At 44.2% G+C, this 24,472-nt stretch carries 26 protein-coding genes and 1 pseudogene; 8 read left to right on the top strand and 19 right to left on the bottom strand.

Annotation, left to right across the window (positions count from 1 at the left end; translation table 11 throughout):
• Positions 1 to 50 precede the first annotated feature (50 nt).
• Both AOU00_RS15325 and AOU00_RS15320 read right to left on the bottom strand, forming a co-directional pair.
• Positions 51 to 1,175, bottom strand: a complete 1,125-nt coding sequence (locus tag AOU00_RS15325; protein ID WP_069290975.1) for an NADH-dependent flavin oxidoreductase — start codon at positions 1,173 to 1,175, stop codon at positions 51 to 53.
• Positions 1,176 to 1,424: 249 nt separating this feature from the next.
• Positions 1,425 to 2,375 carry a bile acid:sodium symporter family protein gene (locus AOU00_RS15320; protein ID WP_069290974.1) on the bottom strand — a complete coding sequence of 317 codons (951 nt, stop codon included), beginning with the start codon at positions 2,373 to 2,375 and terminating at the stop codon, positions 1,425 to 1,427.
• Positions 2,376 to 2,617: 242 nt separating this feature from the next.
• Here AOU00_RS15320 and AOU00_RS15315 point away from each other — a divergent pair, with 242 nt between their 5' ends.
• Positions 2,618 to 3,373, top strand: coding sequence for a TspO/MBR family protein (locus AOU00_RS15315; RefSeq protein WP_069290973.1), 756 nt, complete (start codon positions 2,618 to 2,620; stop codon positions 3,371 to 3,373).
• 97 nt (positions 3,374 to 3,470) lie between these two features.
• On the opposite strand, the gene AOU00_RS15310 is transcribed toward AOU00_RS15315, so the two are convergent.
• From AOU00_RS15310 to AOU00_RS15280, 8 genes are all read right to left on the bottom strand, one after another.
• Positions 3,471 to 4,535: an undecaprenyldiphospho-muramoylpentapeptide beta-N-acetylglucosaminyltransferase gene (locus AOU00_RS15310; protein WP_172828339.1), complete on the bottom strand. Its 1,065-nt coding sequence runs from the start codon at positions 4,533 to 4,535 to the stop codon at positions 3,471 to 3,473.
• Positions 4,536 to 4,662: 127 nt separating this feature from the next.
• On the bottom strand, positions 4,663 to 5,043 hold the full coding sequence (locus AOU00_RS15305) for a RidA family protein (RefSeq protein ID WP_069290971.1): 381 nt from the start codon (positions 5,041 to 5,043) through the stop codon (positions 4,663 to 4,665).
• A 219-nt stretch (positions 5,044 to 5,262) separates the two neighbouring features.
• On the bottom strand, positions 5,263 to 5,982 hold the full coding sequence (locus AOU00_RS15300; protein WP_069290970.1) for an NAD(P)H-binding protein: 720 nt from the start codon (positions 5,980 to 5,982) through the stop codon (positions 5,263 to 5,265).
• Positions 5,983 to 6,028: 46 nt separating this feature from the next.
• A complete protein-coding gene (locus AOU00_RS15295; RefSeq protein ID WP_069290969.1) occupies positions 6,029 to 7,474 on the bottom strand; it encodes an ATP-binding protein in 1,446 nt (481 codons plus the stop codon).
• 139 nt (positions 7,475 to 7,613) lie between these two features.
• The gene (locus AOU00_RS15290) at positions 7,614 to 9,149 is read right to left on the bottom strand and encodes an HD-GYP domain-containing protein (protein WP_069290968.1); all 1,536 of its coding nucleotides are present in this window, start codon (positions 9,147 to 9,149) and stop codon (positions 7,614 to 7,616) included.
• A gap of 785 nt (positions 9,150 to 9,934) precedes the next feature.
• Complete coding sequence (locus tag AOU00_RS15285) at positions 9,935 to 10,243, bottom strand: LexA family transcriptional regulator (RefSeq protein ID WP_069290967.1); 309 nt, start codon at positions 10,241 to 10,243, stop codon at positions 9,935 to 9,937.
• 99 nt (positions 10,244 to 10,342) lie between these two features.
• Positions 10,343 to 10,465: a hypothetical protein gene (locus tag AOU00_RS27480; protein ID WP_257785344.1), complete on the bottom strand. Its 123-nt coding sequence runs from the start codon at positions 10,463 to 10,465 to the stop codon at positions 10,343 to 10,345.
• 337 nt (positions 10,466 to 10,802) lie between these two features.
• Complete coding sequence (locus AOU00_RS15280) at positions 10,803 to 11,132, bottom strand: hypothetical protein (RefSeq protein ID WP_023986776.1); 330 nt, start codon at positions 11,130 to 11,132, stop codon at positions 10,803 to 10,805.
• A 141-nt stretch (positions 11,133 to 11,273) separates the two neighbouring features.
• On the opposite strand from AOU00_RS15280, the gene AOU00_RS15275 reads away from it, so the two are divergent.
• The gene (locus AOU00_RS15275) at positions 11,274 to 11,642 is read left to right on the top strand and encodes a VOC family protein (RefSeq protein WP_029516003.1); all 369 of its coding nucleotides are present in this window, start codon (positions 11,274 to 11,276) and stop codon (positions 11,640 to 11,642) included.
• On the opposite strand, the gene AOU00_RS15270 is transcribed toward AOU00_RS15275, so the two are convergent.
• The 3 genes from AOU00_RS15270 to AOU00_RS15260 form a co-directional block, all read right to left on the bottom strand.
• Entirely contained in the window at positions 11,627 to 13,291 is a 1,665-nt protein-coding gene (locus AOU00_RS15270) for a CoA-disulfide reductase (RefSeq protein ID WP_069290966.1), read from the bottom strand. The genes AOU00_RS15275 and AOU00_RS15270 overlap by 16 nt on opposite strands.
• 191 nt (positions 13,292 to 13,482) lie before the next feature.
• A complete protein-coding gene (locus tag AOU00_RS15265; RefSeq protein WP_069290965.1) occupies positions 13,483 to 14,775 on the bottom strand; it encodes a homocysteine synthase in 1,293 nt (430 codons plus the stop codon).
• A gap of 152 nt (positions 14,776 to 14,927) precedes the next feature.
• Entirely contained in the window at positions 14,928 to 15,566 is a 639-nt protein-coding gene (locus AOU00_RS15260) for a flavin reductase family protein (RefSeq protein ID WP_069290964.1), read from the bottom strand.
• A 98-nt stretch (positions 15,567 to 15,664) separates the two neighbouring features.
• Here AOU00_RS15260 and AOU00_RS15255 point away from each other — a divergent pair, with 98 nt between their 5' ends.
• Positions 15,665 to 16,354: an ArsR/SmtB family transcription factor gene (locus AOU00_RS15255; RefSeq protein ID WP_069290963.1), complete on the top strand. Its 690-nt coding sequence runs from the start codon at positions 15,665 to 15,667 to the stop codon at positions 16,352 to 16,354.
• Positions 16,355 to 16,378: 24 nt separating this feature from the next.
• Here the strand turns inward: AOU00_RS15255 and AOU00_RS15250 are convergent, their stop codons facing one another.
• From AOU00_RS15250 to AOU00_RS15240, 3 genes are all read right to left on the bottom strand, one after another.
• A complete protein-coding gene (locus AOU00_RS15250) occupies positions 16,379 to 17,533 on the bottom strand; it encodes a hypothetical protein (protein ID WP_081330717.1) in 1,155 nt (384 codons plus the stop codon).
• A 64-nt stretch (positions 17,534 to 17,597) separates the two neighbouring features.
• Positions 17,598 to 18,191, bottom strand: a complete 594-nt coding sequence (locus tag AOU00_RS15245) for a dienelactone hydrolase family protein (protein WP_069290962.1) — start codon at positions 18,189 to 18,191, stop codon at positions 17,598 to 17,600.
• Positions 18,175 to 19,029 (bottom strand): aminoglycoside 6-adenylyltransferase, encoded by an 855-nt coding sequence (locus tag AOU00_RS15240; protein ID WP_069290961.1) that lies wholly within the window; start codon positions 19,027 to 19,029, stop codon positions 18,175 to 18,177. Before AOU00_RS15240 ends, AOU00_RS15245 begins: the two co-directional genes overlap by 17 nt.
• Positions 19,030 to 19,205: 176 nt before the next feature.
• On the opposite strand from AOU00_RS15240, the gene AOU00_RS15235 reads away from it, so the two are divergent.
• The 3 genes and pseudogenes from AOU00_RS15235 to AOU00_RS27100 form a co-directional block, all read left to right on the top strand.
• Entirely contained in the window at positions 19,206 to 19,748 is a 543-nt protein-coding gene (locus AOU00_RS15235; protein ID WP_069290960.1) for a GNAT family N-acetyltransferase, read from the top strand.
• 17 nt (positions 19,749 to 19,765) lie between these two features.
• A complete protein-coding gene (locus tag AOU00_RS15230; RefSeq protein WP_023986767.1) occupies positions 19,766 to 20,131 on the top strand; it encodes a cupin domain-containing protein in 366 nt (121 codons plus the stop codon).
• Positions 20,132 to 20,145: 14 nt separating this feature from the next.
• A pseudogene (locus AOU00_RS27100) lies at positions 20,146 to 20,300 on the top strand (alpha/beta hydrolase); the annotation flags it as partial.
• 134 nt (positions 20,301 to 20,434) lie between these two features.
• On the opposite strand, the gene AOU00_RS15225 reads toward AOU00_RS27100, so the two are convergent.
• The 3 genes from AOU00_RS15225 to AOU00_RS15215 all read right to left on the bottom strand — a co-directional run bounded on the left by AOU00_RS15225 (position 20,435) and on the right by AOU00_RS15215 (position 22,109).
• Entirely contained in the window at positions 20,435 to 21,250 is an 816-nt protein-coding gene (locus AOU00_RS15225; RefSeq protein ID WP_061830019.1) for a DUF2935 domain-containing protein, read from the bottom strand.
• A 174-nt stretch (positions 21,251 to 21,424) separates the two neighbouring features.
• Positions 21,425 to 21,667, bottom strand: coding sequence for a hypothetical protein (locus AOU00_RS15220; RefSeq protein ID WP_420488428.1), 243 nt, complete (start codon positions 21,665 to 21,667; stop codon positions 21,425 to 21,427).
• A gap of 67 nt (positions 21,668 to 21,734) precedes the next feature.
• Positions 21,735 to 22,109: a hypothetical protein gene (locus AOU00_RS15215; RefSeq protein ID WP_061830020.1), complete on the bottom strand. Its 375-nt coding sequence runs from the start codon at positions 22,107 to 22,109 to the stop codon at positions 21,735 to 21,737.
• Positions 22,110 to 22,627: 518 nt separating this feature from the next.
• Between AOU00_RS15215 and AOU00_RS15210 the strand changes: the two genes are divergently transcribed.
• Together AOU00_RS15210 and AOU00_RS15205 are read left to right on the top strand one after the other, a co-directional pair.
• The gene (locus tag AOU00_RS15210; protein WP_061830021.1) at positions 22,628 to 22,873 is read left to right on the top strand and encodes a helix-turn-helix domain-containing protein; all 246 of its coding nucleotides are present in this window, start codon (positions 22,628 to 22,630) and stop codon (positions 22,871 to 22,873) included.
• A gap of 518 nt (positions 22,874 to 23,391) precedes the next feature.
• Entirely contained in the window at positions 23,392 to 24,294 is a 903-nt protein-coding gene (locus AOU00_RS15205; protein WP_069290959.1) for a discoidin domain-containing protein, read from the top strand.
• The last annotated feature ends 178 nt before the right edge of the window (positions 24,295 to 24,472 follow it).

Genomic DNA, 24,472 nt, shown 5'->3' with positions numbered 1-24,472 from the left:
AATACCCCAGGTGCATGAGAGCAGTCTAGGGTATCTCCATCGTTCAAAATTTAGTCCGTAACAGGCATCCAGCCTGGAAGGGTCGTCAACGCACCCCACAAGTAGTCAGGAATGACTAGCTCCTGCTGGGCTTGCTTGGATAATGTCGTGCGAATGGTATCTTCTGTGCCGTTTTGCACCTTCTGAACCCATTGCGGCTCCATCAAAAGCGGACGTCCCAGCGATACAAGCGGTACACCTGTCTCCAGTGCTGCAAGCGCCTCGTCCGGTGTATTCAGCGATCCGACTCCCATAATCGGCACACGGTTACCTACCTTCTCATGAATGAGAACGGTACGTGACCGTTCGTCACTACGGTCGCGGAACGAACCACCGAAGAAATGATTTACGGAAATGTGCAGGTAATCCAGCCCTTGATCCGCCAGACGGTCTACAAGCACCATCGTATCCTCCAGCGTAATGCCTGGTGTGTGTCCTTCCTCAGGAGACAAGCGGTATCCAAAGATGAATGGCCGCTTTGCATGTTCTGCGATCACTTTCTTCACTTCGTGAACAACCGCCAGCGGAAAGGTCAATCGTTTTTCAAGACTTCCACCCCATTCATCGGTACGAAGATTGGAGTGCGGAGAGAAGAACTGCTGAACCAGGTAACCGTTCGCTCCGTGAAGCTCCACACCATCATAGCCTGCTTCAATCGCGCGGCGAGTTGCTTCGCCATAGGCACGGATGACGCGGTGGATATCATCGGAGGTCATTTCACGCGGCACAGGCGCACCTTCTTTTTCCTCGGCTACTGCGCTTGCACTGATCGGCTGTCCATCTGGAATTTGATCTGGTGGACACAGGCGGCCACCATGATAAATTTGCAGGATCGCTTTCGCGCCCTCCTGATGAATCGTATCCGCCAGACGACGCAGGCTCGGAATCATTTCATCCTTGTCCGCACCGAACTCATTGACAAAGCCTTTGCCATCTGGAGTTACATACACACAAGCGGTAATAACCGCGCCTACACCACCGGAACGTTCGCGGTAGTACGCCAGCTCCTGGTCACTGACTTCACCATTTTCGTGGGAAGCAAAGTTAGTCATAGGTGCCATGGTAATACGGTTCTTCAACGTAACACCGGATGGCAGGGTAAAAGTTTCAAATAGAGACTTATATTTTGGGTTCATTCGTTCTCTCTCCTTCAGTTTAAATCAGATCAGATATATAAGGCTGTTGAGCATGAAGCCGAATACGAATTCGATGCAGTTTTCCTTCCATAACGAACTTAAACTACTGTTGCTTACTTAAATACAGTGGTTGTAATAACCACAGTATAAAGATCCGCAACTATAAAGTCAAATCTATCCTTTCTGATCTTCTCTAAACTGTTCGAAAAAGCTGAACCGCAGCTACTTATCACAAGCCACTGACAAAGCTTAATGGTTCCCGGCTGTGCTGTTCTTCTCCTCCCGGCGGGAAAACCAGGTCGCGAGCAACGAGCCGGAAATATTATGCCACACGCTAAAAATCGCACTCGGTACAGCAGCAATCGGGTTAAAGTGAGCTGCTGCAAGCGCAGCGCCCAGTCCGGAATTCTGCATTCCCGTTTCCAGCGTAACAGCTTTACGCTTGGAAAGATTCATACCGAATAGCTTGGCAAACCAATATCCAAGCAGGAACCCGATACCATTATGCAAAATAACCACACCAAAAATAATCGGACCTGTCTCCAAAATCTTTCCTTTGCTGCCTGCAACCACAATAGCCACGATGAGTACAATCGCCAGTGTTGATATGAGCGGCAGCGCCTGAACACTGGCTTCTGCCTGTTTGCGAAATAGCGACTTAACGATAACACCCAGCACTATGGGGACAATAACTACGATGAGAATATCCATGATCAGCGACTTCGCATCAATATTCATCCAACGTCCAGCAAGCAGGTTAATCATCGCCGGAGTAGCCAGTGGAGCAATCAGCGTCGACACCGAAGCAATCGACACGCCCAATGCCACGTCGCCTTTGGATAAAAGCGTCATTACGTTGGAGGCAGTTCCACTCGGACAACAGCCTACCAAAATGACACCTACCGCAATATCCGGTGGCAGCTGCAATACTAATGCCAATCCAAAGGCCAGAAACGGCATAATCAGATAATGCCCGACCACACCAATAGCCACATCCACTGGGCGCCGGAATACTTCACGAAAGTCAGCCGCAGATAAAGTTAATCCCATCCCAAACATGACAATGCCCAGAAATAACTGTATGTATCCTTTCAACCCTGTAAACGCCGCAGGAAAGAAAAATCCCAAGCATGCAAATAAAAGTACCCAGACGGAAAAGGTTCCTCCTACAAATTTCCCTACTTTCTCCAAGCCATTCATTCTACTTATCTCCTTACTTCCATATAAGTTGAATCCGAGAAATTTCAGCTTATATAGTGCTTAAAATTTTCACCATTGTACTACATATGACTGCATATACATACATCTTTTTATGATTATACTGGGATCAAGAAACTTTTTCCCGTTAGGACATATTCGAAAGCAAAGTGGGTATATTCATAATAGAAGTTGTGACCAGTCGGTCATTTTGGATCATCATTCGATGAGGAGGAGATATCCCTATGTCACGAAGCCATCCGTATAAATGGTGGAATATTATTGCATTTATCGCTGTCATTCTCGTTAACATTCTGGCGTCTACACTTCCTATCGGCGGCAGAAGCACTGCTGCTGTATCCAACATGTACCCTACCTTGATCACACCAGCGGGTTACGCTTTTTCCATCTGGTCGGTCATCTACGTACTGCTCGCCTGCTTTGCCGTGTACCAAGCTACACCTACAGGGCAATCCAAGACAAGCGTTCAGTCCATCGGTATTTTTTTTATTCTAAGCTGTCTCTTCAATATCATCTGGATTTTCCTCTGGCAGTATGTATACGTAGAGCTGTGTGTCATCGTCATTATTCTATACTTGCTTTCCCTTAGCGTCGTGTATGTACGTACCCGCACGCCGCAACCAACCCTTGGAGAAATGTGGTTCGTCAAGCTACCGTTCAGCCTCAATCTCGGTTGGGTATCCATTGCTACTATTATCAACATTGCAATGGCACTGGAAAAGAATGAATGGAGTGGCTGGGGACTCAGCGATACGACATGGGCGATCATTTTCCTGCTCATCGGCACCGCATTGGCGATCATGGTCAGCTTCCCTTATCGCGACAGCATTTATCCTCTCGTATTTGTATGGGCCTATGTCGCCATCGCCGTCGAGCATCCGAACAATGAAAATGTACGGCTAGCCGCATTGATCTTGGCGGCAATCATTCTGGTGTACGCGCTATGGCTATTCTTTGCCCGTAATCGAGACCGGGATTAAAGAAAACGAATATGATCTCTAGCAAGAACAAGCGAGTTTGGGTCTGAATCATCTAGCCCAAGCTCGCTTGCTTTGTTTATTCATTTTAACCATGTGATTAGGTATGGACTTTAAACAAATCTATAAGCTTGCTTGTCGAGTGATCTGCATTGATTTTCTTCATATTGATAATATAATCCGACCTTTTTTCATACAAACGAAGTATTATGTCGACAAATCGTTCAGATTCCAACTCTTCTTCTTCTAAAAATTCACAAAAGCCTTGCGCTTTAAATGATTTTGCATTTAGAATTTGATCTCCCCGGCTAACCACCTTTGAAAGAGGGATCAATAGCATCGGCTTCCGCAGCGTCAAGAATTCAAAAATGGAATTTGAACCCGCCCTAGAAACAACCATATCTGCCATCGTCATAACATCCGCCAGTTCATCGTTTATGTATTCAAATTGCTTGTAGCCATGCATATGAATGGAATGATTCACTTGATCTTTACCACAAATATGCACGATTTGAAAATGAACGAGCAAAGCCTCTAAATTCATCCAGACCATCTCATTGATCTTCTTGGAGCCTAAACTCCCACCCATGATCAGAATGATCGGCTTATTCCGAGTAAAACCGCAATAGGTCAAACCTTTGGCTGCCTTCCCATTTTTTAGTTCATCTCTCACAATAGCACCTACATACCGAGTATGCTTAGAGCGAAAGTACTGAGTGGTTTCAGGAAAGGTAGTACAAATTTCTGTAGCAAATGTGCTGGAAATCTTATTAGCTAATCCAGGGGTAATATCTGATTCATGAATGATTACAGGGACTTTATTCAACCATCCAGCCAATACCACAGGAACCGAAACAAATCCGCCTTTTGAAAAAATAACATCCGGTTTTTCTTTTCTTATAATCCGGTACGCTTGAGAAATCCCCTTCAGTACTTTAAAAGGGTCCTTAAAATTATCCCAATCAAAATATCTACGCAATTTTCCAGTTGAGATACTGAAATAACACACATCTTCTAGTCCGGAAATCAATTTTCTTTCAATCCCTTGTTCAGAGCCTATGTATTGGACACTCCAATGTTGTTCCAGTAAGTGAGGAATCAAAGCTAGGTTTACTGCTACATGTCCTGAAGAGCCTCCACCAGTCAAAATTATTTTTTTATTAATCATCTCCACCTCCGCTCTGTATTTTAAAAGAACAAAACACATTAAATTTGAGTAAACGGGTGTCTCTATTTAATAGGGACACCCGTTTGCCATGCAAACTTTTTATTTTATGAACGGATCTTTCAGATTATTCGCCCTTCAATGCAATGACTTCAATCTCTACCAGTGCATCCTTAGGCAGACGAGCTACCTCCACCGCACTGCGTGCTGGGTAGGGTTGTTCAAAGAAAGAACTGTACACCTCATTGACGCTGACAAAATCGTTCATGTCCTTCAGGAATACAGTCGCTTTCACAACCTGGTTCATGTTGCTGCCTGCCTCTTCCAGAATGGCTTGTACATTGCTCAAGGACAGGCGTGCCTGCTCCTGTACATCCTTACCAAACTCACCTGTTGTCGGATTCAGTCCAAGCTGTCCCGAAGTGTAAATAAACCCGCCTGCCTCTACCGCTTGGCTATAAGGGCCGATAGCACCGGGTGCTTTTTCAGTAGCAATTGTTTTTTTCATATGGGTTGGATTCTCCTTCCTGATACTGGTTCACCGTATTATAGCATGTGCAGTCCAAAGCCACTATTCCGTGCGACGGATTAACGCACTTGATGAATTAGAGATTACGATAGATGTGCCGCAACATACAAACTACCAATAAAACACAAGCAACGCCGCTGCTGCCCGAATCATCGGGCAGCAGCGGCGTTATTGTCATTTTTAACCCTAGCTGTGGTTTTACACATTCTCATCAGGAGCCGTTCCTGTACCGGGTTCCTCATCATTGGATGTTAGTTCTGCACCGATGACTCGAATGATGTCGTTCGGATAAATATGTACGCCGCTCGCCTGTGCGAGAGCAATTCGTACCATGGCTCGTGCGATGACCGGGGCCGGGATGGCGCGGTAGGAAGCGAGCTTGCCCGTCATCAGGCCGTCCAGTGCCTTCATGACAACAGCGGCAGCGGCTTCGCCCAAACGTCGTTCAGGTCTCGCGCCCAAAATCAGCGACGGACGGAACAAATGCAGCGCAGGCAATGCGACAGCAGCAAGCGCCTCTTCAGCCTCACCTTTGGTGCGATTATAAAACACGCGTGAGTCTGGATCGGCGCCCATCGCAGAGACCGCAAGCATCTGTACCGCTCCAGCTTCTTTGCCCAACTGGGCTGTCAGCACCGGGTAGTCTAGATCCACCTGACGGAACTGCTCCTTGGAGCCCGCCTTTTTCATCGTTGTCCCAAGGCAGCAAAAAACATCATCCACCCCTTCGAAGGCGAACGCCGCTTTCTGTGGCTGTTCCCAATCGATGAGCGCCTGCTCCAGCTTGGGATGCTTGATGTCCAATGGACGTCTGCCCATAACCATGACGCGGTTGTATTCCTTTTGCACCAGCAGCTCTCGTACAACATAACCCCCGACAAGCCCTGTTGCACCCACAACGACCGCTTTGCGTTCCATGATAGACCTCCTTTGTGCCATAGCGCTTCTGCTCCTACAATTGCGATTAGGTTAATTTAAAGGGTTGTTCGTCCGCCTCCTTGTTTTCGGACGGACACATCGGTAGGTACAGGGAAAATGTACTTCCCTTGCCCTCCTCACTCTCCAGACGGATAAACCCGCCCAACAAGCGGGAAAAATCACGGCTGATGGACAATCCCAACCCAGTTCCTCCATATTTACGATTAATGGAACCGTTCGCCTGCTGGAATGCCTCAAAAATAACATGCTGCTGAAGCTTGGAAATGCCGATGCCCGTATCTTTTACAGCAAATACAACCCAATCTCCCTCTTGTCCCTTTCGATCCAGATGTTGTGTGCTGATTTCCAGCAATACACGTCCTTCATGAGTGAACTTAAAGGCATTGGACAACAGATTACGCAAAATTTGCTGTACGCGTTTGGAATCAGACCGGATTTCATTCGGTATAGGCTCATGCTCCTTCAAGCTGAATTCCAGATTTTTATCCTTCGCTGTGACTTCAAAATGCATCATCATCACCTGCGCTATCTCACGTACACTGACTGGCTCACTTACGATCTCCATGTGCCCAGCCTCGACCTTGGATAGGTCCAGAATGTCGTTGATCAATTGGAGCAAATCATGCCCGGAGGCATAAATTAGATCACTGTACTGGTCTAGCTCGTCCTCATCCAGCTCTTTTCCCTGCTCGTTGATAATTTGCGCCAGATTAATGATGCTGTTAAGAGGTGTACGTAACTCATGCGACATCGTTGCCATAAAATCCGATTTATATTGGGAAGCCATCATCAGTTGCTTGGCACGTTCCTCTAGAATGACCTTTGCCTTCTGCAACTCATCTCGCTGCTCTGATAACAACTCATTCGCCTGCTTAATCTGATGATTCCGCTGCTGCTCCATCTGAAAGTCACGTAAAATCAGAGCAAATAAAAAACTGAGAACGATGCCGATAGGCAGTGTAAGAGGAACAACCTCCGCTAGATAGTAGCGCCAGGGAATGACGCCTAGAAAGGCAATATTTAACGTATTTACGATATTAACCGCTAAAATGGTTACCGATGCCTTGATAATTAAACGCCAGGTGGAACGGCGCATCCAGTAGTTCAATCCAGCGCACAGGACGCCCAGAATGCTCATATTCAAAAAGCCGACCCACGCCGCCATATGCAGGCCGAAGGTAAATCTCGTAAGTCCGATTGCGACCCCAATAATAATAAGCGTATAAGAGCGAGGATACACCAACGCCGCGATAATCAGCGGTACGAAACGCAGATCAAAAATAACTGTTTCACTAAAGTTAAAACCAAAGCAAGAGCTGACCCATCCGCCAAATATCACTAGCAGCACCGAGCTGACATATTTGAACCGCGAAGAGGTACGACTCAAACCATATTTATAAATCACGTTCGCCACATAGGCAACGGCAATCAGCATCCCCAAATTCATTAAAAACATCATTGAAAATTGCATGGACTCACACTCCCATAGCGCAAAAAATTGGATGCCAGGCCTATGTTAACCGCGTCTGCCTTTCTTGTACATCATAACATGAAGCCCCATCTTTCGACATGTCAAAAGATCTTATATCCGTATATAAAAAAAGCGAACCTCAATGGCTCGCCCTAGTGCTGATACCTATAGAGTCAGCTGTGATGCCTTTGTTTCGGCGCCACTCTTTGACAAATAATTCGGCAAAATAAGGGTCCCATTGGGTTCCCTTTCCCTCTTCCAATATCATAACCGCCTTCTCTTCCTTCATACCTTGCCGATAGGGACGATCAGACGTCATCGCATCATAAGCATCCGCTACAGCAATGATTCGCCCAAATAAGGGGATATCTTCCCCAGCGAGCTGGTCAGGGTATCCCTTGCCATCATAACGCTCATGGTGCGAGCGCACGCCGGGCAAATAAGGGGCCATAGCATAAGCCGGCTCAACTTGCCGGAGAATGCTTTCTCCCATAACCGGGTGCATTTTAATCTGATCAAACTCCTCGTCCGTCAGCTTGCCGTCCTTGAGCAGCACAGCGTCAGCCACGCCGATTTTACCGATATCATGCAGCAAGGCTGTTTTGCGCAGCAAGTCGAGGTCCGTCTCATTCAAACCTCCCTTGCGCCCAATGAGTACGGAATATTCAGCTACACGCAAAGAATGTCCTGCGGTATAGGCATCTCGCGCATCCAGTGCTGCCGCCAAGGTGGCGAAGTAACTGTCCAATAGCTGACCGTTCTTTTCTTCCCGTTCCTTCAGACCCTCGATCATCATGTTAAATCCTTCGACCAGCTCCGCAAATTCGTCCGAATACAAATCGCTGGCATTACTGTTCAGGCGGCCTTCCTTCACTTCATTCATTTTTTCCAGCAGATGGTGGATCGGCTGTTCGATCTCACGGGTCAGCAACCTGCCGCCCAGATAAGCAAAGGCTACACCAAAAATTAAAATCGTACCCGCCCAAGCCCAATAGGAGCTAGAATCCGTCGCCTCCAAACGTTCCAGGCGAATCTGTGTAGCTAAACAAAATAAAAATAAAGGAAAAGCACCAATGAGCGTCGCGCTTAACTGAAATTTATGCCGAAGCGATAGCAGGACTCGTCCTCGCAGGGACAGGTTTAATCCATATTGCTGGTAGGTTCGATCACGAATTTCCTCCAGAAGCGGTTTGATTGCTCTCATGGTCAGGAAAAATTCAACCAGTGCGTGCATGGAAGCGACCAGACAAGCTCCTATACAGGCGATTCCTACATAATAAAAGGGAAAAGTAAGTTGTCCAGTATGTATCATCCATAGCGCAATAACGGTTGCCGGGATAGAGAAGCCTAACAAATGCGGTCCAACAATACGTAAAACGGACAAATTAGGCAGATGATGAACCCGGATATACACCGCTTCTACATCCTTAAGCGTTTCCTGGTTACCTAGAAAAAAACGATGAACGGGTCTCAAATGCATTCGAAACACTATGGTTTCACAAGCAATCATAATAACGCTGGAAAATGCAATAATTTTAACAAGACCCAGAATTTCATAGTGGGCTACATTTAACGTGGAAAATACAAAAATCATACCTACCAACAATACAGCGATAAACGAACCTATAATATAGTTCAGGATAACATGCTGAATAAAGCGCTTATAGGTCGGCAAATTGCTACCCCTCTTTTCATCCGTACACTCTAAAATATCTTGTGTATTCAATATCGGAGTCCAACCATCAAAAGTTTACCTTCTTGCTCGAGCATTTTACATAAATACGAGGACGGCTTTTAATCTGCAATTTATAGATGGAAAATCATCTTATTCTTAATTAAGAAACTCGCGAGGGAAGGACATTTTAGCCAACATTTTTTCCAGTCTATCATCAAAAAGCAAAAAATGACTTGTGTTTTATAATCATTCTTGCTATACTATTAGAATATGTATTAACCCCATAAGATTCCACGCAACAAGCTATTACTCCTAATCACCGTATGGAGCTTCTCCAAATTTTATGTATAACCCTAATGTAGAATTTTGAGCTTTTGCCGAAGATTTTCACATTCACACTGGCGCGGTCATCGGAGCCGCAAGGACGAAAGAGAGGTAGGGCTTTTGTCGTTTGGAAAATGAACAGTGGAATCACACTGCCCCTTATGAACATGCTGACCATATAATGCAAGGTAGCAGGGGTTGAATATATATTATGCCATCAAACGATGAAGTTTGAGCAGGCCGTGCAGTATATGCAAACTGCACCATCCTCCGGATGATCCCCGGGGGATTTTTCATATACGGAAAGCATATTTATGAACAAAAAAGTGGCCCTGCCGATACATCGGCAGGGCCTATAGCTTGATCAAAAAGGGGTTAATAGGGTCATTATAGTCTCGCTTTCTTAAAACTAAATGATATGCACCTTAAAAACTCATTAATTTTCCAGTTTTATATACCTTCTAATAATTCGTCCAATATTCTGTACCATCGGGCGGCATCGTTTGCGTAGTGGAACGTCTTGTTTCCGCTTGGGTGCGCCTTTGGGTCGAGGGACGTTCCCACCCTTCCAGTAAAACAACATGCTGGGTACCCGAATTGTTTTCCCAAGTGATGTAACGCTCCTGTTCCATATGTCGCAAGGCGGCTGTAATTTCAGCGTCTCGCTTGCCTGTTTTTACGGTCAATTCCGCCATTGTGGGCATGTGGCGATGCTGGGCGAAATAATTATACAAAATACGTAGCAGCTTTCGTTCCAAATCTGGCAACATCGTCTTCCCTCCTACAAAGAACATATGTTCCCATTATAACATATAAAAATGCACCCTCCTACTGGAAGATGCATTCGGGCTTGTATGCCCATGTTGAATTTAGTTTTTTTCCTTCTCCTGACGACCAATAGAGCGCAACCACCAGGCGATTCCACCAACACTTCCAAGTGCCAGAACCGTTAAGAAAATAATATAGAACAAATGAAATGCACGATCACTCATGGCAATCGCCTCCTTACTTTATGTATACACTTTCCAGCTAAGCCTGTAAACCTCTTTTTAGTCCCACATTCTAATTTTCCCCAAGCACTCGACAATAGATACTTGCTTGAGATCCATCGGTACATACTAACTAAAAGTGGTTAATACCAAATATGAGACAGACCAAGGAGGTTATTGAATATGAAATTCCTATTGATCGTGATCATCGTCGTGCTAATCGTTGTATTGCTTATGAGAAGACGTAGATAAGCAGAGACATCCTCCATCGTAAAAAAATACAAAAAAAGGCTTTCGGTACATCACCGAAAGCCTTTATCCATCTGAGGTTAAGGCTAAATTACGCCTTGTTCTTCTTGTTATATTTAATAAAAGCAATTACAAGCGCTACAGCAAACAATATTCCGCTGACCACCCATGTTGTCAGAAATGCCATACCCAAACCGACATTAGACCCCATCGTCGGGTGATTCATGGCAGTAAACACTGATCCCTGCATCATAAATATGGTACAGAACAAAACAACGGGCGCTAAAATAATCGTGCTTGCTGTCTTCCGAGTACCAGATACTGCGATCACGCACAGAGCGGAAATCACCAAGATCACCCAATATATAACTGCTTCCCAAATCACTGAAGTGCCCACCTGTTCAACCTCTTTTCTATCCATTCGTATATACCTCTTCTATTGTAACAGACGTCACACAGTGAACCAAGCCATAATTTGATCAGAAAAGGGGTAAACCCTGCGGATAACGTAAATAATGTACAGTAGCGATCCTACACCAAAGACATGAAAGGAAATGATCCCATGAGAAGTGCAAGTCCTTTTGTCATTGTAAACGATGTGCAGCAGTCCATTGATTATTACCAATCGGTGTTAGGTGGGAAAATCAAAGTGCTAAACAAGCAGGAAGGCAGACTCTTGCACGCTGAACTTCACCTGGGTAGCAGTCATATCCATTTTTCAGATTCCTACGGTAAACCGCTCAAAGCGCAGCATGTCCAAATCATTCTTGACTGTGAAAGTGAGGACGAGCTTAAGCAAGCTTACCACGCACTAGCAGAAAAAGGTACCGTTACCGTGGAGCTACAAGATACTTTCTTTGGGGCGCTGCACGGCGAAGTAACGGATCATCTCAACCAGATTGGATGGGTGATGAACTATTTTAAGAGATGATCACGTTCAGCCATAACCGAATACGTCTTATAGCCACCATCAACGTTCCTCACCCGATAACCGTATTGAGTCAAAATTCGGGCCGCAATATAGCCTCGCAGACCGACTTGGCAGGATACCGCGATCTCCAGATCACTAGGGATTTCTGCCATCCGCTCTCTAATCTCGGCCAGAGGAATATGAACAGAACCTGGAATGGCTCCTGCCTGTAGCTCCACCGCATCCCTTACATCAATTATAAGACCACCATTGCGGTGAAAATCATCAACTTCATGCCACTGTATCGTTTGGACCAGCCCATCCATGATATTCGAAGCCACGTAACCCGCCATATTCACAGGGTCTTTTGCTGAAGAATAGGGAGGTGCGTAAGCAAGTTCAATATCAGCCAGCTCACGGACGTTCAAATGACCACGAATAGCCGTCGCAATCACATCAATCCTTTTGTCTGCTCCATCAGCTCCAACAGCCTGCGCCCCATAGATCATCCCGTTCTCAGGATTAAAGAGCAGCTTCATAGCAATGGGTGATGCGCCAGGGTAATAGCCGGCATGCGAACCAGGATGAATATGAACAGCCTGATAAGGAACGCCCAGCCGCTGTAATGTTTTTTCATTATTACCTGTAGAAGCTGAAGTCAATGCAAAGGTCTTAATTACGGATGTTCCAAGCGCCCCATCATAAGAAATGGCTTGACCGTTAATATGATCCGCTACCAAACGCCCCTGACGATTGGCTCCCCAAGCTAGTGATACCATCGTTGCAAACCCATGATTGCGGTCTTTGACCTGGATGGCATCCCCCACCGCATAAATGGCCGGATCGCTGGTTTGCAGTTGGGCGTTGACCTGAATGGCGCCGCGAAAACCAAGTTCCAATCCGCTTTGCTTGGCCAACTCATTTTCAGGAACAACACCGATCGCCAGAATAACCATGTCCGTCTGAAGCACACCCCCGGAGGTCAATCGAAGTTGTGTACCCTGCTCTTCAAAAGCCGTGACTCCTTCCTCTAAACGCACCTCCACCCCGTTCAGCCTCATATGCTGTTCTACCCATTTGGCCATTTCAGGGTCCAGCGGATTCAATAATTGTTGCCCCATATCAATAATGGTTACTGCAAGTCCACGCTCCCGCAAATTCTCGGCCATCTCCAGCCCAATAAATCCGGCCCCGATCACCGTGACATGCTGGGGATGTCTTTCATCTACATATGCTTTAATGACGTCCGTGTCATGAATGTTTCTTAATGTAAATACATTCACAGCTTCATGTAATCCGGGAATGTCCGGTATCATCGGTTTGGCTCCCGGCGACAATACCACAATATCGTACGGCTGCTCATCTGTTTCCCCTGTAATCATATCGCGGAAGCGGACGAGCTTCTGCTCGCGGTCTATTTGTATCACTTCTTTCAGTACCCTTACATCTATATTAAAACGGTCTCTTATCCCTTGAGGCGTCTGGAGAAACAGCTTCTCCCGCGCATGGATTGTCCCGCCAATATAGTAGGGAAGGCCACAGTTCGCAAAAGAAACATGCTCTCCGCGTTCAAACAGAATAATCTCGTCTTCCTCATTCCATCTACGCAATCTCGCAGCAGCAGAAGCTCCACCTGCTACCCCGCCAATAATAACTATTTTCCTACCCATTTCTTCCCCTCCTCATATACCCTACGGGGTATAATATATACCTATGGGGGTATGATGTCAACACGCAAAAAAAGACGGAGGTTGCCCCCCGCCTGATCAAACTCTGGACGAATACTGATCTGGGTCGGAAAATCACTTGCGATGCTACACGATTGCTCTGTCACACTTAGTCTAAGAAGGGTCTACTGCTACTACTGCTGGCTGGCCGCGATCGCCTGTTCCAGATCGTACAAAATATCGTCTATCGCTTCTGTCCCGACAGATAGGCGTAACAGCTCTGGTTTGACTCCGGCAGCGACCTGTTCTTCCACATTCAACTGCTGGTGCGTTGTGCTTGCCGGGTGAATAATTAAAGACTTGGAATCACCCACATTCGCCAAATGAGAAAATAGCTTTACATTCGCAATTAGCTTGCTTCCCGCTTGGCTTCCACCTTTAATACCAAAGGTCAGGATTGCTCCTTGTCCTTTCGGCAAATACTTTTGAGCTAATTCATAGGACGGATGGCTTGGCAGCCCGGTGTAGCTGACCCACTCCACATCCTTGTGGCCTTCGAGATATTGCGCTACCTTCAAGGCATTTTGACTATGTCTTTCCAGCCGCAAATGAAGTGTCTCCAAGCCCTGAAGCAGCAGCCATGAATTAAACGGAGAAATGGCCGCTCCCAAGTCCCGCAGCAATTGGACCCGTGCCTTGATAATATATGCGATAGGCCCCACCGCCTCGGTGTAAACAACTCCGTGGTAGCTCGGGTCCGGCTCAGTCAGTCCCGGGAAACGATCACTCGCTTTCCAGTCAAACTTGCCGCTGTCCACGATCACCCCACCAATAGACGTGCCGTGCCCGCCAATAAACTTCGTTGCAGAATGCACAACAATGTCCGCTCCATATTCGATAGGACGCAACAAGTAAGGACTTGGGAATGTGTTATCCACAATTAGCGGAATACCATATTCGTGCGCAATCGCCGCTACAGCCTCCACATCCAGCACATTGCCCTGTGGGTTGCCAATCGTTTCGGCAAATAATGCCTTCGTCTTATCTGTAATGGCTTTGCGGAAGTTCTCTGGGTCATCCGAATCGACAAAATGTACTTTAATGCCCAATTTCGGCAGTGTTGTAGAAAATAGATTATATGTACCGCCATACAGACTGGAGGCCGACACAATTTCATCCCCAGCTCCCGCAATATTCAGGATGGAGAAGGAAATTGCCGCTGCTCCCGAAGCCGTTGCCAACGCACCAGCCCCGCCTTCCAACGCGGCGATCCGTTGCTCGAATACATCCGTGGTCGGATTCATCAGACGCGTATAAATGTTGCCGAATTCTTTCAGCGAGAACAAATCAGCCGCATGCTCCGCATCCCGAAATCCATATGAAGTGGTTTGATACAACGGAACGGCGCGGGCAAAGGTAGTAGGATCAATTTGTTGTCCGGCATGGACAGCGAGAGTTTCGAATGACAGCTTGCGTTCTTCTGACATGATTATTTCCTCCCTTGTTATACGTGCTGTATGAATCGTCCCTTCCTGTATGCGTACTCATGGATGATTTTTCAATCATTCTCGCACAAAAAGAACGATTTGGGAAGATAATTCTTATTATTCAGGTAGGATATTATTATTTTGTTGAAATATCAGGTTTCAGATCGGAAGGTTTTGCCCAAATGCTCACCCAGACCAAAATAATGGCGGAAATTATAGATGAGTGGGCTCCACTTTGTCGGATCAATATGGTTCTCACCGAGGATGATATCCTGATGAACATGCACCTGGATGGCTTGAGTTTCGACGATCGCAAAATAAGGAGAATGGTCAGGAATTCTTACATCCTTCACCTTGGCTTCAATTTGAATAGGGCACTCCCTGATTCGGGCGGGCTTGACCCTATTCGAGTCCATCGAAGTTAGTCCGCTGATCTCATACTTATCTTTATGGTGCATAAATCCATTTTTCTTTTTTTCCGCTGGAACAGGATTCTTGCCTGTATAAGGAGCCAAACGTTCTACATTTTCCCACATCGAAGGCCCCGGGACGTTGATTACACATTCAGGATGCCGCTTCATATTTTCAAATGCTTTCCCACCAATTCCAATACCTAGTACCACACAATCTCCTAATGCCCACGAGGAGGAAATGGGGCTAATATTGGTCGTTCCATCCTCATTCAGCGTATTGAGTAAAATTACAGGGGTTCCGTAATATAAAATGCTAGGGTTAATCGTTATAACGTCTGGGCTATGATTCATCTCATTCATCTGATGTATTGGGTTCATCATCTCTTCTCCTTCTATTCAGATCTACCTCCCTATTGTAAAATATAAATATTTCAACCTTCATCGAAGTATGGATTACAAAGGGGGATAATCGTGCCATGAGTACCAAGTCAAATGTAGCCATGATTGCTTCTCTTGTTAGCGAGCCTTCCCGTGCAGCTATCCTCACCGCTTTATTAGACGGCAGGTTCCACACGGCAAGTGAATTGGCCCATATGGCAGGCATCAAACCGCAAACAGCCAGCTTCCATCTGGCTAAAATGACCGAGGCACAAGTCGTTACCGTGGAAAAACAGGGGCGGCACCGTTACTTTGGCATTCAAGACCCCGAAGTTGCCCGGGTGATGGAGTCATTTTTATCTATAGCTCCGCCTGTCCCTATCCATTCATTCAAACATGCCTCTGAAGACGAGGCCCTACGGTTGGCAAGGACTTGCTACGATCATGTTGCGGGTCAATTAGGCGTACAGCTCATGAATTTTTTCATTCAAAAGGGGATTCTTTTCGAAGATCAGGACGGGCTTCATATCACGGAACCAGGAGAGGCTTTCTTCACTAACTTTCAGATTGATCTAAAAAAAACAAGACAAAAGCGCCGCTCCTTCTCACATAAATGCCTGGATTGGAGTGAACGACGCCATCACCTTGCAGGTGCTTTAGGAAGTGCTGTTCTAGACAGATTATTCGAATTACATTGGATCGAGCGTCTGCCCACAACCCGAGCGATACGTATTACAGCCGATGGTAAAAGAGGTTTTAAAGAGATATTTTCGATAGAGGTCGACTAGAACATCATAGTTCTAGTCCTTCTCTTATTCCGCATTGGATTTTATGATTGGAGACAAGGCCAGTTGTTTTCTCGTCATTGGACGGACATAGGCATAATTGTTTTTTGGAGCCTTTCCTTTTGCTACACCTGCTTTATATCTTCCAGCTCCAGCCGGGATGGCGACCAAGGTTCCGTACGTTCTCATCGCTCGTTCAATCGGGAAAGATATAGAACGCGTTCCGTCTGTAGATCCGGCAAAATGGACCGCGGCCGCATAGTTGTTCAACCGATCATTACTGTCATTCAGCCATACGGAACCCGAATCTCCAGGCCCAGTTCGTCCCTGGGTAAAACGAATGACCGTTTGATCACGGAAAATCTTGATTCCCGAATCGCCTCTCACCCTTTGTTCCACGCCAATCGCCTCCACGACTCCTCTGGCGAAGCCGTTGGTTTTAGCCATTCTTTTAAACGTCATTCCCAGACGGTAGCTCAATAAGTGCCCGGGTACGGTAATGAGGCCACCGCTCTGGTTAATCAGATACCTCGGGTTAAGCAGACTGTTTGAATTGGCAATAGCAATGGCGGAGTCCTGAAAGTTAACACCTGTCGTAGTAAGCGGGACAAATTGAAAAGCTCTCCCGATCTGATCCGCCGTTCTGCCCCCATCTGCCGGAGAAGGCTGAATGGTATTGTGAAATTGGTTTGTATTCGTCGGGACTAGAACATGGGCATTACTCAAAATAAACAAAGTACTATTCTTAATAACAATGAGTCCTCCGGTTCCTCCTGCAGTGGTGGGAACCGTCGTTCCTACACTGACCGCACCGGGCATGGGGCGCCATCTTTGGCGAGGGTTCGTTTGGGTAGGAGCCACCGCTTCCCTTTTGAAGGAACCCACACCTAAAATTCGGATAGGTACCGCAGTAGCCCGACTTATATTATGGGTTACTGCCTGCAATTTGGTTTGCGTCACAGCCGAAATATTTCTCAAGGTATATAACACAATCGCCGCACCCTTTGCGGGTCTGTTAGGATCAGCATAGCCTACTCCAATCCCTGTTACTCCGTTCCGCTTTAGCATCGTTCGCCAAATCCGACTCTTCAACTTGAAGGCTTGATAAAAGGTAGCCACAGCCACATACATCCCCTTTTCATAGTCAATGATGTATATACATATGACTAATCCGCACATCATGACTGTGCGTTTCCCCAGAACAATGGAAAGGTGTGGGCTGGAAGCAAACGACTGCTTTTATTGATCAACCTTCCTTGAAGAACTCTACCATTTCTTTAAATGATTGCTGAGCTGAGTGTACGTTATATCGGGGAGAGTACGGGTCACTGAATCCGTGCTGTCCACTGAATTGATGTACCCGGATATTACGGTTGTCTAAAGTTGAAATGAGCTCATCCACATTAAATGATGGTTCTTCCTGTGGGAAAAAAAGCAGTATTGGACCATGTGGAGTTACTTCTAAATAATTTCTAATACGAGAGCCATAGTATCCTACGATTCCATCAACATACTTTTCTTTACTACACAGCCAGGCAATCGTTGCCCCTATGCTAAATCCGACGATAAATACCTTTTTATAACGAGCTCGAATACTTAATAATAAACTTTCGATATGATAGAAAGCGCGGTCAAATCCTACATTCTCCATAAAATTGGTGTAGGCAGTTTCCTCTTGCGAATAGTCATAAGGCGTTTCCTTGCCTAGTAAATTTGGACAAATGACGTCATAACCCTGATCTGATAATAGGCTACAAAAATTTTGTATATGCTGGTTAATCCCATAAATCTCATGCAGCACAACAATTAGGGTGTCCGACTTTTTATCTATGCTTATCATATTGTCCCCCTAACCAGTTTTGAATATGGGAAAATAATTCATCCGGATACGCGTATTTATACTTAGCTGCCACTTCCGAGGATAACCGTTTGAACAACTCAAAGGATACGACCAGTGCTTCCCAACTATGATTGGGATCGTATTCCCCAAAAGATTTTTTCAAATCAGCAACGACATCTTGATCAGCCCATTCATTTATGAATTTCCCTGCATGCCAAGTATCATATTCCGATCCATGTACAGCTTTTGCATGCCACTCTATCATTTGCAGCAATAATTGTTTACAGTCCATATCTCTTTGCTTAGCTACCCACAGATCATTGCGCAAAATTTGTTTAGCCACATAGAGAGAGGCGAAGCAATACATATTAACAACCTGTAGATAAGCACCTTCAGATATCGGAGGAGTACCCGGGATCGTAGTGGTTTGAGGGATGATTTGGTTTCCATTTCCCGTCTTATCGAGCAGCATCCTAACCCCACGCTGAAATCCTTCAGGAATACGTCCATTTTTGATTATATGATCCAGATCAGAAGTATGACGGAATAGAAAATCAACCTCAGCCCCCTGATCAAAAAGAACGAGTTTTTCCGGATCTCCTTTTGCCGTTCGAAACATAAAGCTGGTCCAAACCTTGCCGATGTTTAGTAACCATTGATCATTTTGAAGATAGTAATCTGGATTCGTTGAAAAGACGACTACATCCAAGTCAGAAAACTCATCAAAAGGTTTGTCCTCTCTTGCCCGGGACCCAACGATATAAACCGCAATAATTTCCTCATTAGAGATTCCCCATTCGGATATACGCTCCTCAAGCACTTCGTAAGCATTATTCATTACAATATATGCTCCTTTTTTAGAAAACATTATATCCAATCCAATAATTACGGTATATATTTTTAGTTAACATTCAAAGGAATGCTGCCTGATATACACCATTCATCAAATCAATTTCCCAATCTTCAGCCTGTGATATAATTCTTTCAATATTACAGTTTGGAAGGATGGTGCAGATGTCGGAGCAGCGAGTATACATCCGGTTCTCTGAGGAGACGGACGCCGCAGAGTTGGCAGCAATGTACAAGCGCAATCAGGAGTTCTTTGATAAGTTTTCGCCAAACAACCAAGAGAAGTACTATACGGAGGAGTACCAGCTCCAGACGATTATTAAGAGCAAGACCGACATGATGGAGGATCGGAAATATTCCTTTGTGGTATGCCACAAGGAGGACGACCGGATTATAGGCAGCATAGGTCTATCTTTTGTGGTGAGAGGACCGCTTCAGAGCTGTATGATCGGATACAGCCTAGACCAAGCATATAACGGCAAGGGTTATATGACGGAGGCGGTGAAGCAGGTGGTTCGCTATGCTTTCGATGAGCTAAAGTTTCACCGGATCTTCGGGGAAGCCTCTCCTCGGAATCCAGGATCCATCCGTGTGCTTGAGAAGGCTGGCTTTCACAAAGAAGGCATCTCTCGAAGCAACGTAAAGATCAACGGAAAGTGGGAGGATCACCAGGTACTGGCGATTATCAATCCATCAGAGGATATCTAGTTTTAAAGGAGGGTATTATGAAGTATCAATCAATCAAACTGCATGAAAAGTTATCTAAATTTAGTGATCATTGGTCTCCGAAAGTTATTGGTGAAATGAATGACTATCAATTTAAATTGGTGAAAATAGTTGGGGATTTTGTATGGCACGATCATCAAGATACCGACGAGGTCTTTATTGTACTTGAGGGCGAGATGTTCATTGATTTTAGAGATGGACGGGTACAGGTTTCTCAGGGAGAAATGTTTATTGTGCCTAAGGGAGTCGAACACAAGCCTTTCGCACATGAAGAGTGCCATATCATGCTAGTAGAGCCGAGAGGTGTAGTAAATACTGGAGGAGCGGAGTCAGAATTAACGGCAGTCAATGATATTTGGATTTAAATATATACCGTAGAAACGCCGGACATTTCTCCTTTCTGAGTCCTTTCCCGGAATCGATGAGTACTCCGGCCTTTCTCCCATCGCAAGACCCTCCCGGCTTTGATCGCGAACATTTCCATAGGATGCTTAATGCGACATATTGGATTTTCTATGTACTTATACACGTTAGTTGGATGACAATAGCGGCAGACTAAGACTTTATTTTTCAAGTCTTAGTCTGCCGCTGTTTGATTTTTGTTCAGTCTAAAGCTTTTATTTCCACTGGATATTTTACAGAAACTGTACTCTTTTTACTGGGCTCTCTCAGTGCATGATTTCTCTCTTATTCACCTTAACACCTGATAAGGATTGATCAAACATATCGAGAATAAAAAGGAACCTCTCCGCTTCACGAAATACATGATCGGCCAATAAAGGATGGATAATGCTTTTTATTCGGCACTCGTCGATTAAATCACGCGCTGTTTTCTTAAAATCTCGCAAGGACTTCACAGAGACACGGTTTTCATCAACAAATTGACTCAGGAGTGGAACGGTTTGTGACTGTGGCCGCATATGACTTAAATCAATCGCTTGAAACATCAGCATATCAAAATCATTACTAAACTCCCTAGCTTGTTCAACCAGTTTACGCTCGGATGGATCAAGCAAATGTCCTATAAATTTTGCGTGATCAGCCATGATTTTTAAGAAAAATACATTTTCATCAATAATTGCATCGGGTAATGGTTCAAGCTTTCCTGAATTGAGTTCTCCTAAACGATTTCTGAAATAATTGGCTTCCCGGCTTACGTGATCTACCAGTAAGGGAAAATTGGTTTGCCCAGGAAGTTTGCATTGTAATATAAGGCCCAATACCATTCTCTTAAATGCCCAAATATTTGTCGCCGCATTCTGAACTTCCGTATTAAACTCTTTGATTGTATAAGGATCTGTCTCGGTATTAAATTCATTCGACCTTTTCTCAATATCCTCAAAAATGGCGTAGAACCGATTGGCTTCTGTTTTAAGTTGAGTATCTTCCGCTCGAAAACCTAACCCCAGAAAAAATGAATGCTCCTTCATAATCCTGGACCAAAATCGTATTTCATCTAATGAGCGTGAAACGAATGCATCCAATCATATCCCTCCTCTATGTGAGCAAAAAAGCACTTACTTAGTCATATGGGATATGCCTTGTCATTATGAATATTGAATCCTACGCCTCATACTAATCTAACTCGTAACTCTGTTGCCTTATTTATGTATGTGAAATATTTCTCTATACTGGCTATTGACCGTCGGAGTTATTAGTCATTCTGGATCCTCTCCTGATACTAGGTCTATTCGAAATTCAAGCTGGTCTCGCATAAAAATTTTACCCGCTATCTTAACTGATTCTGGCTTAATCTCCTCTACTACTCCCCCATAATCCTCAAATGTCACACGCAATTCCTCATCAACGGATACAACGTATACATGTGCCTGGACTAGAGCAGCTCCAAACAACTCCATGTCTGTATTCAATACTTTATATGTGCGTTTCACGATGATCACCTCAAATATTCCATTCGGTGAACAGTATAACAACTCCTTCTATGACAAAAATTTCTTTATGTTCGTGTTAGCCTTTGTTCTTTACGAGATTCAACTGGATGTCATAGCGATCCTCTCCTTCCAACCACAGCAGTTCGTTAAGCAAAAAAGTCATGCCATCCATTGAGCGTAGCTGGTCAATGGTTTCCGAAACAACCTCCATGAGGTCACGCTGAATGCCTTCTGCCAATTGCAGCCCACCACTGTCTCCATCGACGAATAAGCGTGTATGTTCTGGGTGTTCTATTCTGCGTACATGACGCATCCACAAACGTCCGTCCTCAATGTGAAAGAAGTAGCGTCCACCATAAAGCACACCTTCATATATTTCATACATATATAAATGGTCAAAAGGTCCATATACCATTGCCGCCCATTCTAGTATGGTTGATTTAGTCTCCATTTTTCTGCACTCCTTCGTAGTGTTATCCGTCCAACTTGGTAAGGGCACCTGATCGTAATGATAGTGAATCGCTGCTACATAACCCATTAGGTAAGAAGGGAATTTAGTGTTTTTGCTATAGAGGGGGTAATTGAAGCAACCACAATTTAACATATTATATCGAAAATACATTGTTATAAGCAAAATTGCGAATTAAATTGCTAACAGCTGTGTTCATCACATCAAGAATATATACTGCCTCATGTTCACTCACGTAGAATTGCAGATTTACTTGCTGTACAATAGGAAAGAATCACTCTGATTAGATGCGTATTTTCGACACTACTTATCATCAACGATGACAATAACGAGATTGCTACCATCGCATAAATCAACGTTACAATTTAACGTTATTTCGTTATTCATAATATAACCATATAACGTTATTGTCAACATCTTTTTGCGTTATCTTTTAGTTTCACTTAAAATCAACACAAGCATAACTAAGCAAGAATCAAGGGGAAGGAACGGTCGATTATATGTCAAAAAAAGCTATAATCGTGGTCAAGCTTGGAAAGATTCTGGAGTCAAAAGGAATGACACAAGGGACTTTATCTCAGTTAACAGGGCTACGCCCAAGTACCATTAGTGAAATTGTCCGTGGCTCCCGTAGTGTTTTGAATAAAGACCATCTGGCAAAGATTATTGAGGTACTTGAAATTACAAATATCGGGGACATTATTGAAATTGATTACATATCAAATGCCAAGGAAAGTACTGAATAACCCAAAAAGGACCGCAGATGCTGAGGGTCCTTTTTACGTTGGGACAAAGCTTCTATTATTATAGAACGATATATTATCCAAAAGGACATTTTGTCGATAGTAAAATAAACTTTAAGTTGAATCCATCGTTTACTAAAACAATAGAAACAAATCCCAAACACGTGTTCTTACTTAGCAAATAGTGATACAAAAACAATTAAATTAGATACTCCCACAACTAAACTGGACGCGAATTGCTCGTATAATATTATTGTAGGAACCTTCGTTATTGAAGATCATTAAATATACCCTCGAACAAAACAGAATCACCAGAAAAATAATAGCTAAAAGACACCATTTGAGAATAAATAATCTCCATATAATTCGTTAAGCCCTTCTATCTCAAAGTATCCGATCATTATCTCAAAAATTCAAACCCTAAATTAACCCTTTATTTATATATATAGGAATTAATGTTTAGACAATCCTTTTTGGCTTTTGTATGTTTAATGAATAAATAAAACAAAAGGGGATTTAACATGAAAAAAATATTTTTCTCGCTATTATCTATCTTTTTATTAGCATCTGTGTTTGCAAGTTCTTCTTTTGCTAGCTCAAGTGATGTTAACTTAATCCCAAAAATGTCAGGGAACAACATTCCCTCTGGAATCGCTAGTGCTAGCAGTAGTTATAGTGATAGTCATCAACCATGGACCGTTTTTGATCAATTCATTAATGATAACGGATGGTCTACAGCTGCAAATGGCATCCCTGGATGGATTGGTTACCAATTTGAGAAACCAGTTGTTGTAAACAAATATGTATTACAAGCTCGTGGAGGCAATTATTACAAAGCCGAATCTCCAAAAGATTGGACTTTTGAAGGCTGGGATGGAACATCATGGATCATTCTTGATACACAAAAAAATCAAAGTAATTGGAACCAACCTGTAAAAAAAGAATTTACATTTAGTAACACAAAAGAATATATAAAGTATCGTCTAAATGTATCAATGAATAATGGGCAAAATATTCTGACTCTTGGAGCTTTTGAAATGTATAATACTAACCCAGTTGCTCCATCTACAACACCGGATCCTTCTACAAAGCCTGATCCATCTACTACACCGGATCCTTCTACAAAGCCTGACCCATCTACAACACCTGATCCGTCAGATACAGATGGGGCCTCCCAACCAACTGGTGATCGCGCCATTCTGACTGTAACTATGGACAATGGATTTGATAAAGAATTCGATCTGAGTAAAAAAGAACTCAATGCCTTCATCGCTTGGTATGACGCTAAAGATGCTGGAAGAGGTGCCTCTTTCTTTGCCATTGACAAGCATAATAACAACAAAGGTCCATTCAGTAATCGCAAAGACTACGTAATCTTCAACAAAATTCTCACATTTGAAGTAAGCGAATATTCAACTAAATAAACATATGAAGGACTTCATATCGGCTAATATGCTAATGAAGTTCTTCTTGATATTTACTCTAATCTCGAAATCACGCCTAAACTGCTGTACTGGACGATACATTTTTTCTAGACTAAAGGTTTGCAAATCGTTTTATTTCAACAAAAAAGCACGGCTTCCAAAAAGTCTGGAAGCTGTG

It is taken from the genome of Paenibacillus polymyxa, from assembly GCF_001719045.1.
GTDB classification, from domain to species: domain Bacteria; phylum Bacillota; class Bacilli; order Paenibacillales; family Paenibacillaceae; genus Paenibacillus; species Paenibacillus polymyxa_B.
The sequence above is the reverse complement of the archived record's forward strand: the minus strand, read 5'-3'. Positions and strand labels throughout refer to the sequence as shown.

What these genes read in the sequence shown, in the direction of transcription:
- AOU00_RS15325 (WP_069290975.1), bottom strand. Translation starts at nt 1,175, where the DNA reads ATGAACCCAAAATATAAGTCTCTATTTGAAACTTTTACCCTGCCATCC.
- AOU00_RS15320 (WP_069290974.1), bottom strand. Translation starts at nt 2,375, where the DNA reads ATGAATGGCTTGGAGAAAGTAGGGAAATTTGTAGGAGGAACCTTTTCC.
- AOU00_RS15315 (WP_069290973.1), top strand. Translation starts at nt 2,618, where the DNA reads ATGTCACGAAGCCATCCGTATAAATGGTGGAATATTATTGCATTTATC.
- AOU00_RS15305 (WP_069290971.1), bottom strand. Translation starts at nt 5,043, where the DNA reads ATGAAAAAAACAATTGCTACTGAAAAAGCACCCGGTGCTATCGGCCCT.
- AOU00_RS15300 (WP_069290970.1), bottom strand. Translation starts at nt 5,982, where the DNA reads ATGGAACGCAAAGCGGTCGTTGTGGGTGCAACAGGGCTTGTCGGGGGT.
- AOU00_RS15295 (WP_069290969.1), bottom strand. Translation starts at nt 7,474, where the DNA reads ATGCAATTTTCAATGATGTTTTTAATGAATTTGGGGATGCTGATTGCC.
- AOU00_RS15285 (WP_069290967.1), bottom strand. Translation starts at nt 10,243, where the DNA reads ATGTTGCCAGATTTGGAACGAAAGCTGCTACGTATTTTGTATAATTAT.
- AOU00_RS27480 (WP_257785344.1), bottom strand. Translation starts at nt 10,465, where the DNA reads ATGAGTGATCGTGCATTTCATTTGTTCTATATTATTTTCTTAACGGTT.
- AOU00_RS15280 (WP_023986776.1), bottom strand. Translation starts at nt 11,132, where the DNA reads ATGGATAGAAAAGAGGTTGAACAGGTGGGCACTTCAGTGATTTGGGAA.
- AOU00_RS15275 (WP_029516003.1), top strand. Translation starts at nt 11,274, where the DNA reads ATGAGAAGTGCAAGTCCTTTTGTCATTGTAAACGATGTGCAGCAGTCC.
- AOU00_RS15270 (WP_069290966.1), bottom strand. Translation starts at nt 13,291, where the DNA reads ATGGGTAGGAAAATAGTTATTATTGGCGGGGTAGCAGGTGGAGCTTCT.
- AOU00_RS15265 (WP_069290965.1), bottom strand. Translation starts at nt 14,775, where the DNA reads ATGTCAGAAGAACGCAAGCTGTCATTCGAAACTCTCGCTGTCCATGCC.
- AOU00_RS15260 (WP_069290964.1), bottom strand. Translation starts at nt 15,566, where the DNA reads ATGAACCCAATACATCAGATGAATGAGATGAATCATAGCCCAGACGTT.
- AOU00_RS15255 (WP_069290963.1), top strand. Translation starts at nt 15,665, where the DNA reads ATGAGTACCAAGTCAAATGTAGCCATGATTGCTTCTCTTGTTAGCGAG.
- AOU00_RS15250 (WP_081330717.1), bottom strand. Translation starts at nt 17,533, where the DNA reads ATGATGTGCGGATTAGTCATATGTATATACATCATTGACTATGAAAAG.
- AOU00_RS15245 (WP_069290962.1), bottom strand. Translation starts at nt 18,191, where the DNA reads ATGATAAGCATAGATAAAAAGTCGGACACCCTAATTGTTGTGCTGCAT.
- AOU00_RS15240 (WP_069290961.1), bottom strand. Translation starts at nt 19,029, where the DNA reads ATGAATAATGCTTACGAAGTGCTTGAGGAGCGTATATCCGAATGGGGA.
- AOU00_RS15235 (WP_069290960.1), top strand. Translation starts at nt 19,206, where the DNA reads ATGTCGGAGCAGCGAGTATACATCCGGTTCTCTGAGGAGACGGACGCC.
- AOU00_RS15230 (WP_023986767.1), top strand. Translation starts at nt 19,766, where the DNA reads ATGAAGTATCAATCAATCAAACTGCATGAAAAGTTATCTAAATTTAGT.
- AOU00_RS15215 (WP_061830020.1), bottom strand. Translation starts at nt 22,109, where the DNA reads ATGGAGACTAAATCAACCATACTAGAATGGGCGGCAATGGTATATGGA.
- AOU00_RS15210 (WP_061830021.1), top strand. Translation starts at nt 22,628, where the DNA reads ATGTCAAAAAAAGCTATAATCGTGGTCAAGCTTGGAAAGATTCTGGAG.
- AOU00_RS15205 (WP_069290959.1), top strand. Translation starts at nt 23,392, where the DNA reads ATGAAAAAAATATTTTTCTCGCTATTATCTATCTTTTTATTAGCATCT.